We start from the raw sequence: 13,381 nt of genomic DNA, 5'->3' as shown, positions 1-13,381 counted from the left end.
CCGGGGGGTACGCGGCCCCGACCCCGCGGGGGGCGCCGCGCCCCCGGGGGTCCGGGGGCGCGGCGCCCCCGGCTACGGGACGGGTAGGGGCGGCGGGGACGAGGGGACCTACGCCAGGCCGCGGCGGGCGACCGCCGGCGGCCGGTGGCCCGCGATCGACGCCACCATGTCAAGCACCTGCCGCGTCTCCGCGACCTCGTGGACGCGATACACCTGCGCCCCCAGCCACGCCGAGACGGCGGTCGTCGCCAGCGTCCCCACCACCCGCTCCTTGACCGGCCTGTCGAGCGTCTCACCGACGAAGTCCTTGTTGGAGAGCGAGACGAGCACCGGCCAGCCCGTCCCGACCATCTCACCCAGCCTCCGCGTCGCCTCCAGACTGTGCCGGGTGTTCTTCCCGAAGTCGTGCCCGGGATCGATCAGCACGGACTGCCGCGCGACCCCCAGCGACACGGCCCGCTCGGCCAGCCCGACGGTCACGCGCAGAATGTCGGCCATGACGTCGTCGTACGCGATCCGGTGCGGACGCGTCCGCGGCTCCGCGCCCCCGGCATGCGTGCACACCAGCCCCACCCCGTACCGCGCCGCGACCTCCGCGAGCCGCGGATCCACCCCGCCCCACGCGTCGTTGAGGAGATCCGCCCCCGCCTCGCAGACCGCCTCGCCGACCTCGTGCCGCCAGGTGTCGACGCTGATGATCACGTCGGGGAAGCGGCGTCGGACCTCGGCGACGAAGCCGACCGTACGACGTGCCTCCTCCTCGGCGGTGACCTCCTCGCCGGGACCGGCCTTGACCCCGCCGATGTCGATGATCGCGGCCCCCTCGGCGATCGCCTGTTCCACCCGGGCGAGCGCCGGCTCGTCGTGGAAGGTGGCTCCCTGGTCGTAGAAGGAGTCCGGGGTCCGGTTCACGATGGCCATGATCACCGGCTCGTGCGGGTCGAATTCGTGCTTCCCCAGCCTGAGCATCCCCTGTGACCTCTCCCTGTGTATCCCGCTGCTTAGCCGCCTGCGACCCTAGCTGTCAGACTCGCATGGCACGATCGGAGTCCGACGGTTCCGCCGTCACCGAGCTTCAGTACTTTCGCGCCGACGCGACCGCGTCGGCACCAGAGCGTGGGGACCTCAGCGATGTTCATGTTCTTGTTCCTGGTCGTCGCGCTCGCCGTCGTGGTCGCGGCGGTGACCCTGGCCGTGGTGGGCGGCGGCGAGAGCGCGCCCCTGCCCGAGGCGCCGCCCGACCGGCTGGACGATCCGCTGCCCGCCGCCCGGCCGGTGAACCGCGCGGACGTGGAGTCCCTGCGGTTCCCGCTCGCCGCCCGCGGCTACCGCATGGCGGACGTGGACGACGCCCTCGGCCGCCTCGGCGCCGAGCTCGAGGAGCGCGACGCCCGGATCGCCGACCTGGAGTCCGCGCTCGCCGGCGCCCGCGCGGACACCACGCGGTCCACCTCGCTGCACAAGCACGTGGAGGGCGAGGAACGTTGAGCGACGCCGTAGCCGGTCCCGACGGCGCTCCGCGCTGCCCCTGGGCGCTGTCCACCGAGGACTACGTGGCGTACCACGACGAGGAGTGGGGCCGCCCGGTCCACGGCGACGACGCGCTGTACGAGCGGCTCTGTCTGGAGGCATTCCAGTCGGGCCTGTCCTGGATCACCATCCTGCGCCGCAGGCGGGGCTTCCGGGCCGCCTTCGCAGGCTTCGAGATCGCCTCGGTGGCCGCCTTCACGGACGTCGACAAGGAGCGTCTCCTCGGCGACGCGGGCATCATCCGCAACCGCGCGAAGATCGAGGCGACCGTCGCCAACGCGCGCGTGCTGACCGACTGGGCGCCCGGCGAGCTCGACGAGCTGATCTGGTCCTTCGCGCCCGACCCGGACACCCGCCCGGCCCCGGCGAGACTGTCCGACGTCCCTGCCGTCACCGACGAGTCGACCGCCCTCTCCAAGACCCTCAAGAAGCGCGGCATCCGTTTCGTGGGCCCGACGACGGCGTACGCCCTGATGCAGGCGTGCGGCCTGGTCAATGACCACCTGGTGGACTGCGTCGCGCGCAAGGACACCCTGTAGGAGCGTCGGGGGGTGGGCGGCCGGCCACGGTCGGCCCGCCGCCCCCGCTCGCGACCCGTCACCGCCCCAAGTACTTGGGCTTCTCCTTGTTGACGAACGCCTGCACCGCGATCAGGTGGTCCTCGGACGCCCCCGCCCGCGTCTGCAGCTCGTCCTCCTTCTCCAGCGTCTCGTCCAGAGAGTGGGTCAGGCCGTACGCGACGGCCTCCTTCAGCGCGGCGTACGCCACCGTCGGCCCCGCGGCCAGCGCCCGCGCCACCTTCTCCGCCTCCGCGCGCAGTTCCCCGGCGGGCACGAGCCGGTTCGCGATGCCCAGCTCGTACGCCTCCTGCGCGGTGATGCTGCGCGGGAAGAGCAGCAGGTCGGCGGCGCGCCCCGGGCCCACGACCCGCGGCAGCGTCCAGGAGATCCCGGAGTCGGCGGTCAGCGCCACCCCGGCGAACGACGTGTTGAAGGCGGCCGTGTCGGCGACGATCCGGTAGTCCGCGGCGAGCGCGAAACCGAGACCCGCACCGGCCGCGACACCGTTGACCGCGGCCACCACGGGCTTCGCGGCGCCGGTCAGGGCGCGCACGATCGGGTTGTAGTGCTCGCGCACGGTGCTCATCGTGTGCCTCGACCCCGACTCCTTGTCGGCGGCCAGCAGCCCGATGTGCTCCTTGAGGTCCTGCCCGACACAGAACGCCCGGTCACCGGCCGCGGTGAGCAGGATCGCCCGCACCTCCGGGTCCGCCGCGGCCTTTTGCGCCGCGTCCCGCAGGGCGACCTTCGTACCGGTGTCCATCGCGTTCATCGCCCCGGGGCGGTTCAGCGTGATCGTCGCGAGTCCGTCGCTCACCTCGTAGAGCACGGTGTCGGCCATGATGGGTCCCCTCGGTGTCGCGGCTCCGTCGTACCCGTCGGTACGCCCTGCGTCCGAGGACAGCATGCAGGACGACGGAGCGGAGATCACGGCCCGAGGAACGGACGGTACATGTGACCTGCGTCAAAGAATTCCGGGCCGTGAGAGTCCATGCGGCGGCGCAGTATCGCAGCCACATCGCCGAATTGAGTGGTTTTGCTCAAGCGCGTTGCGCAAGCGATGCCGACTGATGTTGGTCATCGGGTCCTGAGATGCGGGATAATGGCCTGGAAGCAATGTGTTCGATGCCGGTGACGTGTGTCCTATGAGAGGACGTGCGTGCCCTCCAAGGGGCCGTCGGCGACGATGAGCTGGTTTCAGGAAGGGGAACGAGCATGGCGGCCATGAAGCCGCGGACGGGCGATGGCCCGCTCGAGGTGACAAAGGAGGGGCGGGGCATCGTCATGCGCGTTCCGCTCGAAGGCGGCGGTCGGCTCGTCGTCGAGCTGACCCCTGACGAGGCCGACGCGCTCGGCGACGCCCTCAAGAAGGTCGTCGGCTGACGCGGAAGCGACCATACCTTTTCACCTGCCCCGGCATCGTAAACGGTGCCGGGGCAGTGGTGCGTCAAGGGCGGCCCGACGACCCGCCCTTTTGGCATCGATGCAGGTCAGAGCCGTGTAGGAGCCGTGTCGGAGTGAGGCAGGGCGGGTCGGACGGGTGCCCGGCGGTGCGGATCAGGGCTTGACGGCGCACAGCAGGCCGTCGCCCACCGGCAGCAGCGAGGGCACCAGGTCCTGGCTCTCCCGCACCGCGCGCAGCAGCTCGCGCAGCCGGCCGACCTCCGCCGGCTGCGGGCCCGAGTCCATCGTGCGGCCGTCCGCGAACACGCCCTCGAAGGCGACGAGCCCGCCCGGCCGCAGCAGGCGCAACGATTCAGCGAGGTAGTCCAGGCACTCCAGACGGTCGCCGTCGCAGAAGACGAGGTCGTAGCCGGCGTCCGCGAGCCGGGGGAGCACGTCCAGCGCGCGGCCGGGGATGAAGCGCGCGCGGTTGCTCGCGAAGCCCGCCGCGCGGAAGGCCTGGCGGGCGAACTGCTGGCGGTCCGGCTCCGGGTCCACGGTGGTCAGTACCCCGTCCGGCCGCATGCCGTGCAGCAGATGAATTCCGGAGACGCCGGTCCCGGTCCCGATCTCCGCCACCGCTTTCGCGTCCACCGTGGCGGCGAGCAGGCGCAGCGCGGCGCCCGTGCCGGGCGACACCGAGCGCAGGCCGGCCTCGCGGGCCCGGTCGCGGGCCCAGCGCAGCGCCTCGTCCTCGGCGACAAAGGCGTCGGCGAACGCCCAGCTCGTCTGCCGGTTGCCGGTAATGACCCTCTCCTGTCCCCGTGGTTGCCTGGGCGTGACTGTATCCGTTGGTGCCGGGAACCTGCTGATGGGACCGGGCGTTTAGAGGGATGGGGAAACAGACCGGGGGGGAAGCGCATGGATCAGGTCGCGGAGCGGGAGGCGGAGCGAGGTGCCGAGCACGTGCTGACACAGCCATATGAGCGTGTATCAATTTCCCGTAAAACCGCTTATCCGGAGCTAACGGGCGAGGTGGCTATGGTAGGGGCTCCACTGGACACCACCAGAGCCGACAGGGGAGGTGCGGCTGCGCCTGTGGATCGGGGACGGGTGCTGAGGCGCCTGCTGCGATCGGCGGGTGAGCCGAAATCCGTGACCGACATCGCTGACACGTTCCATGCTGCTGCCCCCGCGCAGACCGCGACGTTCACCACCGACGCGGAGTCGCAGGCGTGGACTCCGCCCACCTGGGAGGAGATCGTCAGCACGCACAGCGGCCGGGTCTACCGGCTCGCCTACCGCCTGACGGGAAACCAGCACGACGCCGAGGACCTCACCCAGGAGGTCTTCGTCCGTGTCTTCCGCTCCCTGTCGACCTATACGCCCGGCACCTTCGAGGGCTGGCTGCACCGCATCACCACCAACCTCTTCCTGGACATGGTGCGCCGAAAGCAGCGCATCCGCTTCGACGCCCTCGGCGACGACGCGGCCGAGCGTCTGCCCAGCCGCGAGCCCTCCCCGCAGCAGGTCTTCAACGACGCGCACTTCGACGCGGACGTCCAGCAGGCGCTGGACACCCTCGCGCCCGAGTTCCGCGCCGCCGTCGTCCTCTGCGACATCGAGGGACTGTCGTACGAGGAGATCGCCGCCACCCTGGGCGTCAAGCTCGGTACGGTCCGCAGCCGGATCCACCGTGGCCGTTCGCAGCTGCGCAAGGCCCTCTCGCACCGGTCTCCCGAGGCCCGTGCCGAGCGCCGCGGCTTCGCGATCACGGGAGTTCCCGCGCTGGGAGGAGGGGGCGCGACCGCGTGAGTGGATCACGGCCTGACTCTGCGGAGCGGCTTGTTGCCGACCAGCATCTTGGGGACCGACTGTCCGCCCTGGTGGACGGGGAGCTCGGTCATGAGTCGCGCGAGCGCGTCCTGGCCCACCTCGCCACCTGTGCGAAGTGCAAGGCCGAGGCGGACGCCCAGCGCCGACTGAAGAACGTCTTCGCGGAAGTCGCCCCTCCGCCCCCCTCCGAGAGCTTCCTGGCCCGTCTCCAGGGGCTGCCCGGGGGAGGTGACTTCGACAGCGGTGACGGCTCACCGTTCGGCGGGGGAGCATTCGGCGGAAGACTCCCCTCCGGTCCCGGGGTGACCGGAGTCTTCGGCGTGCGCGGCGAACCCTTCGGGTACGTGCCCGCCGGGCCGCACGCGGATGTGCTGCCGCCGTCCGCCGGACGTGGCTTCCGTATCCATGACGTCAGCCGCCACGAGGCCGAGAGGTCCTCCTCGCGCGGTCTGCGCTTCGCCTTCGCCGCGGCCGGCGCGGTGTCGCTCGCCGCGGTCGCGCTCGGCGGGGTGTCGACCGGGATGCCCGGTGACACCGCGGACGCGCGCGGCGGCTCCGGCGGGAGCAACGTGACACCGATGCGCACCCCCGGCTCGGGCACCGCGACGGCTCCCGAGACACAGCGCCGCCGCTCCACCGGGCCGCTGCTCGCCCAGGGCCAGCGCGGGTTCGGTGACGCCCCCGTGCAGCCCACCGAGGTGTCCGCGCCGCTGCTGCCCGGAATCCCCGCCCCGGCAGCCCAGGACCAGGACGTGATGCACACGCTGACGACCCCCGTGGTGGCCGGCGCCGCGGTGATGTCCCCACTGATACGTCCGCTCACCGAGGTGCAGCCGGCCGTGTCGGCCTCCTGGTCGATGGCGCCCGACGTCGCGACCCCGGGTCTGCTCGCCGCCCCCGTTCCGGCCTCGTCCCCCTCCTCCTCCCCGTCCCTCTCCTCCCGTACCGCCCGCTGACCCACTCTCTTCGCCGCGACCCCGGAACCTGGTTGAATCCGGGGTGGGGCGCGTCCGCGGGGATTCAGGGATTCCCGGACGCGGAAGTCGGCAATCTGCGGTGACCGCGGGCGAGCTGTGCCGCGGGCCGGGTGTGGGGAGAACATGGACGACGGGAAGCCGACCAGGGCGAAGTGGTGGAGTCGGCCCCGGCCGGTACCCCCGGTGGCCGGAGAGTCGGGCTCGGCGGGCGTCCGCCCGCCCGGGAGCGACAGCGGTCCTGAGGGCGATCCCGACCGTACCGGCGACTTCGACCGTGAAGGCGGCTTCGACCGTCCCGGCGGCTTCGACCATGACGGCGGCTTCGACCGTCCCGGCGGCTTCGACCATGACGGCGACTTCGACCGTGACGGCGACTTCGAGCTGGAACCGCCCGCGCCCGCGCCCGCACCCACGACCGACGCACCGGACGCACTGGGCGGCTCGGGCGCACCGGGCACCGGGACGTTCGCCGGAGGGTCCGCCACCGCACCCGCGCCCCTGGAGCCCGCAGACCGCCCCGCGCCCCTGCACGACCCCGACCCCTACAGCACCCCGCCGTACGGCGAGCCCGGCCCCTGGGCGCCCGCCCCTCCGGTCCAGCACCCGGCGATCACATCGGCACACGGCACCCCGGCGCACGGCACCCCCGACCCCATCGTCGGTGACTCGCGTGACGCGTCCGCCCCGGTGGCCGTCTCCGGGGCCGGGACGGGTGTTCCGGCGGGAACCCCGGCCCCAGGGGCCTCACTGCCCCCAGGGGCGCCTCCAGCCCCGTACACGACCGCTTCCCGTCCCGCTCCGGGCCCCTGGCGGAACTACGACCCCTGGGCCGCTCCCGGGCCCCTCCAGCAGAACGGCGCGGCGGTCGGCACGGGGACGCGGCACCGCGGGAGCGTCAGGAAGGCGCTGGTCCTCGGAGCCGTGCTGATCGCCGTCGTCTCCGGGGGCGTCGGCGGCGCCGTGGGCGTCCATCTCGAGCGCGACGGCGAATCAGGGGACATCGAGCTGCCCCAGGCCGCGAAGGAGGCCCCCGGAAGGCCCGCGGACAGTGTCGCCGGGATAGCGGCCCGCGCCCTGCCCGGCGTCGTCACGCTGCATGTGCGCGGCACCGACGAGCAGGGCACCGGCACCGGCTTCGTCCTCGACACCCGGGGCCACATCCTCACCAACAACCACGTGGTCGAACCGGCCGGCACGCGTGGCGGGATAACCGTGACGTTCAGCGGCGGCGAGAGCGCCAAGGCCACCGTCGTCGGGCACGACAGCGGCTACGACCTCGCCGTGGTCGAGGTGTCCGGGGTCGGCGGACTGCGGCCGCTGCCGCTGGGCAACTCCGACAGCGTCCAGGTGGGCGACCCCGTCGTCGCGATCGGCGCACCCTTCGACCTCGCCAACACCGTCACCTCCGGGATCATCAGCGCCAAGGAGCGGCCCATCACGGCGGGCGGCGAGAAGGGCGACGGGAGCGACGTCTCGTACGTGGACGCCCTGCAGACCGACGCGCCCATCAACCCGGGCAATTCCGGCGGGCCCCTCCTCGACTCCCGGGCACGGGTGATCGGCATCAACAGCGCCATCCGCTCCGCCGACAGCGCCGCCGACCCGCAGGCCGGTCAGGCCGGTTCCATCGGGCTCGGTTTCGCCATCCCCGTCAACCAGGCCAGGCGTGTCGCCGAGGAGCTGATCAACACGGGCCGGGCGACCCACCCGGTGATCGGTGTCACGCTCGACATGGACTACACCGGCGACGGCGCCCGGGTCGGTACGAAGACGAGCGGCGGCCCGCCGGTCACCCCGGGGGGCCCCGGGGCGCGGGCGGGGATCAGGGCGGGCGACGTCATCACCGAGGTCGACGGGCTGCGCGTGCACTCGGGGGAGGAGCTGATCGTGCGGACTCGCGCCCACCGCCCCGGCGACCGGCTGCTGCTGACCCTGCGGCGGGCCGGTGGCCCTGAGCGGATCACCCTGGTTCTCGGCTCGGCCGACGGCGACTGACGGTCCCGGACCGCGGTTCACCTCGACGGACGACAACTGACACGAACGTCACAGCGGGGGCCCGCACCCGGCCCCGAGCGGCAAACTTCCGGGAAAACTCGACGTGTACAGGGACCCGGAGGCCCCGGGACAGTTCCGGACGGACGGGATCGCCGGGTACCGTGGACCGGGCCCGGACCACGGAAGAACCGCCGAGGGCCGAGGACCGAAGGACATCGCAAGGAGCTTCAGGTGTTCAATGACATAGGACCGCTCGAGCTGGTGGCGCTCGTTGTCCTCGCCGTGCTCGTCTTCGGTCCGGACAAGCTCCCGAAGATGATCCAGGACGTCACGCGCACCATCCGCAAGATCCGTGAGTTCTCGGAGAGCGCCAAGGCGGACATCCGCGAGGAACTCGGCCCGGAGTTCAAGGACTTCGAGTTCGAGGACCTCAACCCCAAGACGTTCCTGCGCAAGCAGCTGGACAACGACGAGCTGGGGCTCAAGGAGATCCGTAACGGCTTCGACCTGAAGAAGGAGATGGCCGAGGTCACGGACGCGGTGCACGGCCGTGAATCCGAGTCGTCGAGCTCCGCTTCGGGTTCAGGATCGGGTTCGGGTTCCGGCTCGGGTTCCGGCTCGACCGTGGACATGACCAAGAAGCCCGAGAAGTCCGGCCAGGACGAGCGCCCGCCCTTCGACGCCGACGCCACCTGAGCCGTACACCGACCGAGGCGCGTCAGGGGTCCGGGCCCTTGCGACACGGCCGGAAATCGACGGCGGCCGCGACCCACGCGACGGGTGCTTTCCGTGCTGCTCGGAGCGGTGTGGCTATGCTGCCCAGTTGTTGTGCGGACTGCTGAGGACGCCCGAGGGGGGCGGGCCACCCGGTCCGACGAGAGCAAGGAGGCGTCCGGCAGATGGAGACGACAAGTCGGGTAGGCGGGCAGGCACCGGCCACGGAGGGCGGACAACCGGTCCCCTTCGCCCGGCGCACGGTCGACGGCTACCTGCTGGCGCCCTTCCCGTGGTACGGCCTCGACGAGGCATTCACGGGACCGCGCTGGCTGATGCAGGTGGGCATGTCGGCGGACGGCGCCGTCGAGCACGGTTCGATCGGGCACGGTGAGGAGCCCTCGGTGCGCAGCGAGTCGACCGAGGACAAGGAGCGCTTCGCGGTCGTGGTGACCGTCGCGGCGAACCCCTCGCGGCGCAGCGCGGACGGCACGGGGCTGCTGGAGGCCACCTCGGTGTCCTCGGCGGCCTGGCTGGCAGGCGTGGGCCTGCTGTCCTTCACCTGGCCCGGCCAGATGGACCACACGCTGCGGGACGACTGGCTGGACCAGCAGACCGAGACGGCGTGGGTCCTCGCGGACGATCTCGACGGGTCGGACTGGTCCTCGCTGTCCCTGCCGGTGGACGGCGTTCCCACGCCGTTCCACTACCGCGAGTCCGAGTTCGGCTGGGTGCTCGCGGGGTCGACCCAGGAGGGCGTGCACGTGGGTGCGTACGGGCGGGGCATGAGCGCGTACGGGCTGGGCTTCGCCGTGGTCAAGGACATCGCCGCGTACGCGTGAGCGCTCCGCGGGGTGACCTGCCGGGGTGCCGCGGGGCGGTTCTTCCGCCGCGGGTCGGCTGTGGCCGGCCGTGCGGTTCCCCGCGCCCCTGAAGGTGTGAGGTTGCCCGCGTCGCCGAGGCGTGCGGTTTCCCGCCCTCCTGAAGGTGCGCGGATCTTCACGCCCCTGGCGGGTGCGCAGATCTCCGCGCCGCCGGCGGGGGGGGGCGGATCTCCGCGCCCCCTGGCGGGGGGCGCGTTCGCCTCTTCGGGACGGAAGGTTCGGGAAACCGCCGGTCTAGAACTTGTTCCTCGGGGTGATGCCCAGGGACATGCCCGACAGGCCGCGCTGCCGGCCGCCGAGCTTGCCGGCGATGGCACGCAGGGCCGAGCCGGCCGGGGACGCGGGATCCGTCAGGACGACCGGCCTGCCGTCGTCGCCGCCCTCGCGCAGACGGACGTCGATGGGGATGGAGCCGAGCACCGGGACGTTCGCGCCGGTGGTGCGGGTCAGACCGTCCGCGACCGACTGACCGCCGCCGGTGCCGAACACGTCGACCATCTCGCCGCAGTGCGGGCACGGCAGGCCCGACATGTTCTCGACGACGCCCACGATCTTCTGGTGGGTCTGGACGGCGATGGAGCCCGCGCGCTCGGCGACCTCGGCCGCCGCCTGCTGCGGGGTGGTGACGACGAGGATCTCGGCGTTCGGCACCAGCTGGGCGACGGAGATCGCGATGTCGCCGGTGCCCGGCGGGAGGTCGAGGAGGAGGACGTCCAGGTCACCCCAGTACACGTCCGCCAGGAACTGCTGCAGGGCGCGGTGGAGCATCGGGCCGCGCCACACGACCGGGGCGTTGCCCGGGGTGAACATGCCGATGGAGATGACCTTCACGCCGTGCGCCGACGGCGGCATGATCATGTTCTCGACCTGGGTCGGACGGCCGTCGACGCCGAGCATCCGCGGTACGGAGTGGCCGTAGATGTCCGCGTCGACCACGCCGACCTTGAGCCCGTCGGCTGCCATCGCCGCCGCCAGGTTCACCGTCACCGAGGACTTGCCGACGCCGCCCTTGCCGGAGGCGACCGCGTACACGCGCGTGAGTGAGCCCGGCTTGGCGAAGGGGACCTCGCGCTCGGCCTGGCCGCCGCGCAGCGCTCCCGCCAGCTCGCGGCGCTGCTCGTCGCTCATGACGTCCAGGGTCACGTCGACGCGGGTGACGCCCTCGACCGCCGAGACCGCCTTCGTCACGTTCTCGGTGATGGTCTCGCGCATCGGGCAGCCGGAGACGGTCAGATACACGGTGACCGCGACCGCGCCATCCGCACCGACGTCCACCGATTTGACCATCCCCAGTTCGGTGATGGGTCGCTGGATCTCGGGGTCGTTCACCGTCGCCAGTGCTTCGCGCACCGCGTCTTCCGTAGCCATAGGGACGATGGTACGGCGCCCGGACCGGGGCCCGGAAAGCCCCGTCAGCGGTCGCCTGCGTCACGTCCCGGCGACCGTTCCGCCGGGAATACGACGTGGCTGTCGGAATGGTCCTCCTCCAGCGCTCTGACCAGGTCCTCGAGTTCGGAGCGGATCCAGTCGCGGGTGGCCACCTCACCGAGGCCGATGCGCAGGGCGGCGATCTCGCGGGTGAGGTACTCGGTGTCCGCGATCGACCGCTCGTTCTGTTTGCGGTCCTGTTCGAGGTTGACCCGGTCGCGGTCGTCCTGGCGGTTCTGGGCGAGCAGGATCAGGGGGGCGGCGTACGAGGCCTGGAGCGACAGCATCAGGGTCAGGAAGATGAACGGGTAGTTGTCGAACCGCAGGTCACGGGGTGCGCTGACGTTCCACACCACCCACAGGATGATGACGACCGTCATCCAGACGATGAACCGCCCGGTGCCCAGGAAGCGGGCGATCCGTTCCGACAGCCGTCCGAACGCCTCCGGGTCCCACTCGGGCAGCAGCCTGCGGCGCGGCGGCATCGGCTGGTCGAGACGGCTGCGCGGCCGGGTGGTCGCGGTGGCGCCCGTGACGGCCCGTTCGCGGGTCTCGCGGTCAGGCGTCATGGCTCCCCCCTACGGCCTCGTCCTCGTGCAGATGGAACTCCGTCTCGCGCCAGTCCTCGGGCAGCATGTGGTCCAGGACGTCGTCCACGGTCACCGCGCCGAGCAGGGAGCCGCTCTCGTCGACCACGGGCGCGGCGACCATGTCGTAGGTGGCGAAGAAACCCGCGACGACCGGCAGCGCCGCGTCCGGCGCCAGCGGCTGCAGATCGTCGTCGAGGATCGAGCTGACCAGCGTGTAGGGCGGGTCGCGCAGCAGTCGCTGGAAGTGCGCGGTGCCCAGGTACTTGCCGGTCGGCGTCTCGTCCGGGGGGCGGCACACGTACACCTGGGCGGCGAGCGCGGGGGACAGGTCGGAGCTGCGGACCCGGGCGAGCGCCTCGGCGACCGTGGCGTCCGGCCGCAGCACGATCGGCTCGGTCGTCATCAGACCTCCCGCGGTGCGCTCCTCGTACGCCATCAGCCGCCGTACGTCGGCCGCGTCGTCGGGCCGCATCAGCGTCAGCAGCCGCTCCACGTCCTCCTCCGGCAGTTCGGCGAGCAGGTCGGCCGCGTCGTCGGGGTCCATCGCCTCCAGGACGTCCGCCGCGCGCTCCTCCTTGAGCTTGCCGAGGATCTCGATCTGGTCGTCCTCGGGGAGTTCCTCCAGCACGTCGGCGAGACGGTCGTCGTCGAGTGCGGCGGCCACCTCGCCGCGCCGCTTCGGGGAGAGGTGGTGCAGCACGTTGGCGAGGTCGGCGGCGCGCAGTTGCTCGAAGGTGGCGAGCAGACTCTCGGCGCCCTGCCCGTGTTCCTCCAGCGAGAACCCGGTGACGGCGGACCAGTCGACGGTCAGGGTCTCGCCCCGGGTGCGCCGGAAGGTCCCGCTGCGGGCCCGGCGCACGAAGACCCGGCCGATCTCCCACTCCCGGCGGGCCGGCAGCTGCTGGACCGACACGTCGAGGACGGTGACCTCCTCGTCCGTGTCGACGAGCCGTACCCGCCGGTCGAGCAGTTCCCCGAACACGAGCCGCTCGGTGGGCCGCTGCTCGAAGCGCCGCACGTTCAGGACGCCGGTGGTGATGACCTGACCGGACTCGATACCGGTCACACGGGTCATGGGCAGGAAGATGCGCCGCCGGGTGGACAGCTCGACGACCAGCCCCAGCAGCCGGGGCGGGCGCCGCCCCACGCGCAGCATGGCGACCAGGTCCCGCACGCGTCCGACCAGGTCGCCGTTGGGGTCGAAGACGGCGACACCGGCGAGGTGCGAGACGAAGATCCGGGGGGCGCCTGCGGCCATGCCCGCGCCTCCTTCTTTCCGTGCTGTCCCGGTAGGTGTTTCCCGTGCTGTCCCGGTACGTGCGCCGGGTGGTGTCGCCGTACGCGTGCTTGGTCCCGTTCTGTCCGCTCGGGTGGGCTTCAGGCTAGCCCGTCCCGGTCGGATACGCCCTGGTGAGCGGTCCGGACGGACTGGCTCCGTCGGCCCGCGGCGGCACCGGTACGCTGCCGTACGCCGTGGTGGGCAC

The 13,381-nt window shown here is 72.0% G+C and carries 14 protein-coding genes; 8 read left to right on the top strand and 6 right to left on the bottom strand.

Going from position 1 to position 13,381, the window contains the following annotated elements; genetic code table 11:
- Positions 1 to 108: 108 nt before the first annotated feature.
- A complete protein-coding gene (folP, locus tag ACFVTC_RS14405; RefSeq protein WP_390126885.1) occupies positions 109 to 969 on the bottom strand; it encodes a dihydropteroate synthase in 861 nt (286 codons plus the stop codon).
- 162 nt (positions 970 to 1,131) lie between these two features.
- Between folP and ACFVTC_RS14400 the strand changes: the two genes are divergently transcribed.
- Entirely contained in the window at positions 1,132 to 1,488 is a 357-nt protein-coding gene (locus ACFVTC_RS14400) for a DivIVA domain-containing protein (RefSeq protein WP_390126884.1), read from the top strand.
- Complete coding sequence (locus ACFVTC_RS14395) at positions 1,485 to 2,069, top strand: DNA-3-methyladenine glycosylase I (RefSeq protein ID WP_390126883.1); 585 nt, start codon at positions 1,485 to 1,487, stop codon at positions 2,067 to 2,069. Before ACFVTC_RS14400 ends, ACFVTC_RS14395 begins: the two co-directional genes overlap by 4 nt.
- A gap of 58 nt (positions 2,070 to 2,127) precedes the next feature.
- On the opposite strand, the gene ACFVTC_RS14390 is transcribed toward ACFVTC_RS14395, so the two are convergent.
- The gene (locus ACFVTC_RS14390) at positions 2,128 to 2,931 is read right to left on the bottom strand and encodes an enoyl-CoA hydratase/isomerase family protein (RefSeq protein WP_390126882.1); all 804 of its coding nucleotides are present in this window, start codon (positions 2,929 to 2,931) and stop codon (positions 2,128 to 2,130) included.
- A 374-nt stretch (positions 2,932 to 3,305) separates the two neighbouring features.
- Between ACFVTC_RS14390 and ACFVTC_RS14385 the strand changes: the two genes are divergently transcribed.
- Positions 3,306 to 3,473, top strand: a complete 168-nt coding sequence (locus tag ACFVTC_RS14385) for a DUF3117 domain-containing protein (RefSeq protein ID WP_003966491.1) — start codon at positions 3,306 to 3,308, stop codon at positions 3,471 to 3,473.
- Positions 3,474 to 3,647: 174 nt separating this feature from the next.
- Here ACFVTC_RS14385 and ACFVTC_RS14380 read toward each other — a convergent pair whose 3' ends face one another.
- Positions 3,648 to 4,346, bottom strand: coding sequence for an O-methyltransferase (locus ACFVTC_RS14380; RefSeq protein ID WP_390127059.1), 699 nt, complete (start codon positions 4,344 to 4,346; stop codon positions 3,648 to 3,650).
- Between the two features lie 240 nt (positions 4,347 to 4,586).
- Between ACFVTC_RS14380 and sigE the strand changes: the two genes are divergently transcribed.
- From sigE to ACFVTC_RS14355, 5 genes are all read left to right on the top strand, one after another.
- Positions 4,587 to 5,288 (top strand): RNA polymerase sigma factor SigE, encoded by a 702-nt coding sequence (sigE, locus tag ACFVTC_RS14375; RefSeq protein WP_168530085.1) that lies wholly within the window; start codon positions 4,587 to 4,589, stop codon positions 5,286 to 5,288.
- Entirely contained in the window at positions 5,285 to 6,265 is a 981-nt protein-coding gene (locus ACFVTC_RS14370) for an anti-sigma factor family protein (RefSeq protein WP_390126881.1), read from the top strand. The genes sigE and ACFVTC_RS14370 overlap by 4 nt, the downstream gene beginning before the upstream one ends.
- 144 nt (positions 6,266 to 6,409) lie before the next feature.
- Complete coding sequence (locus ACFVTC_RS14365) at positions 6,410 to 8,281, top strand: trypsin-like peptidase domain-containing protein (RefSeq protein ID WP_390126880.1); 1,872 nt, start codon at positions 6,410 to 6,412, stop codon at positions 8,279 to 8,281.
- A gap of 231 nt (positions 8,282 to 8,512) precedes the next feature.
- Positions 8,513 to 8,977: a sec-independent translocase gene (locus ACFVTC_RS14360; RefSeq protein ID WP_390126879.1), complete on the top strand. Its 465-nt coding sequence runs from the start codon at positions 8,513 to 8,515 to the stop codon at positions 8,975 to 8,977.
- 203 nt (positions 8,978 to 9,180) lie between these two features.
- A complete protein-coding gene (locus ACFVTC_RS14355) occupies positions 9,181 to 9,837 on the top strand; it encodes a hypothetical protein (protein ID WP_390126878.1) in 657 nt (218 codons plus the stop codon).
- Between the two features lie 276 nt (positions 9,838 to 10,113).
- Here the strand turns inward: ACFVTC_RS14355 and ACFVTC_RS14350 are convergent, their stop codons facing one another.
- Genes ACFVTC_RS14350 through ACFVTC_RS14340 form a run of 3 tightly spaced genes read right to left on the bottom strand, consistent with a single transcriptional unit; the run spans position 10,114 to position 13,155 of the window.
- Complete coding sequence (locus tag ACFVTC_RS14350; protein ID WP_390126877.1) at positions 10,114 to 11,247, bottom strand: Mrp/NBP35 family ATP-binding protein; 1,134 nt, start codon at positions 11,245 to 11,247, stop codon at positions 10,114 to 10,116.
- 44 nt (positions 11,248 to 11,291) lie between these two features.
- Positions 11,292 to 11,876, bottom strand: coding sequence for a DUF1003 domain-containing protein (locus ACFVTC_RS14345; protein ID WP_390126876.1), 585 nt, complete (start codon positions 11,874 to 11,876; stop codon positions 11,292 to 11,294).
- Positions 11,866 to 13,155 (bottom strand): magnesium transporter MgtE N-terminal domain-containing protein, encoded by a 1,290-nt coding sequence (locus ACFVTC_RS14340; RefSeq protein WP_168530092.1) that lies wholly within the window; start codon positions 13,153 to 13,155, stop codon positions 11,866 to 11,868. The genes ACFVTC_RS14345 and ACFVTC_RS14340 overlap by 11 nt, the downstream gene beginning before the upstream one ends.
- Between the last annotated feature and the right edge of the window lie 226 nt (positions 13,156 to 13,381).

It is taken from the genome of Streptomyces sp. NPDC057950 (genome assembly GCF_042887295.1).
Classification (GTDB): Bacteria; Actinomycetota; Actinomycetes; order Streptomycetales; family Streptomycetaceae; genus Streptomyces; species Streptomyces kaempferi.
Note: the sequence above shows the minus strand (reverse complement) of the source record. Positions and strands in the feature narration are given on the sequence as shown.

Excerpts from the sequence above, each read along its gene's own strand:
- ACFVTC_RS14385 (WP_003966491.1), top strand. The coding sequence starts at position 3,306 with ATGGCGGCCATGAAGCCGCGGACGGGCGATGGCCCGCTCGAGGTGACA.
- folP (WP_390126885.1), bottom strand. The coding sequence starts at position 969 with ATGCTCAGGCTGGGGAAGCACGAATTCGACCCGCACGAGCCGGTGATC.
- ACFVTC_RS14340 (WP_168530092.1), bottom strand. The coding sequence starts at position 13,155 with ATGGCCGCAGGCGCCCCCCGGATCTTCGTCTCGCACCTCGCCGGTGTC.
- ACFVTC_RS14355 (WP_390126878.1), top strand. The coding sequence starts at position 9,181 with ATGGAGACGACAAGTCGGGTAGGCGGGCAGGCACCGGCCACGGAGGGC.
- ACFVTC_RS14345 (WP_390126876.1), bottom strand. The coding sequence starts at position 11,876 with ATGACGCCTGACCGCGAGACCCGCGAACGGGCCGTCACGGGCGCCACC.
- ACFVTC_RS14390 (WP_390126882.1), bottom strand. The coding sequence starts at position 2,931 with ATGGCCGACACCGTGCTCTACGAGGTGAGCGACGGACTCGCGACGATC.
- ACFVTC_RS14350 (WP_390126877.1), bottom strand. The coding sequence starts at position 11,247 with ATGGCTACGGAAGACGCGGTGCGCGAAGCACTGGCGACGGTGAACGAC.
- ACFVTC_RS14365 (WP_390126880.1), top strand. The coding sequence starts at position 6,410 with ATGGACGACGGGAAGCCGACCAGGGCGAAGTGGTGGAGTCGGCCCCGG.
- ACFVTC_RS14400 (WP_390126884.1), top strand. The coding sequence starts at position 1,132 with ATGTTCATGTTCTTGTTCCTGGTCGTCGCGCTCGCCGTCGTGGTCGCG.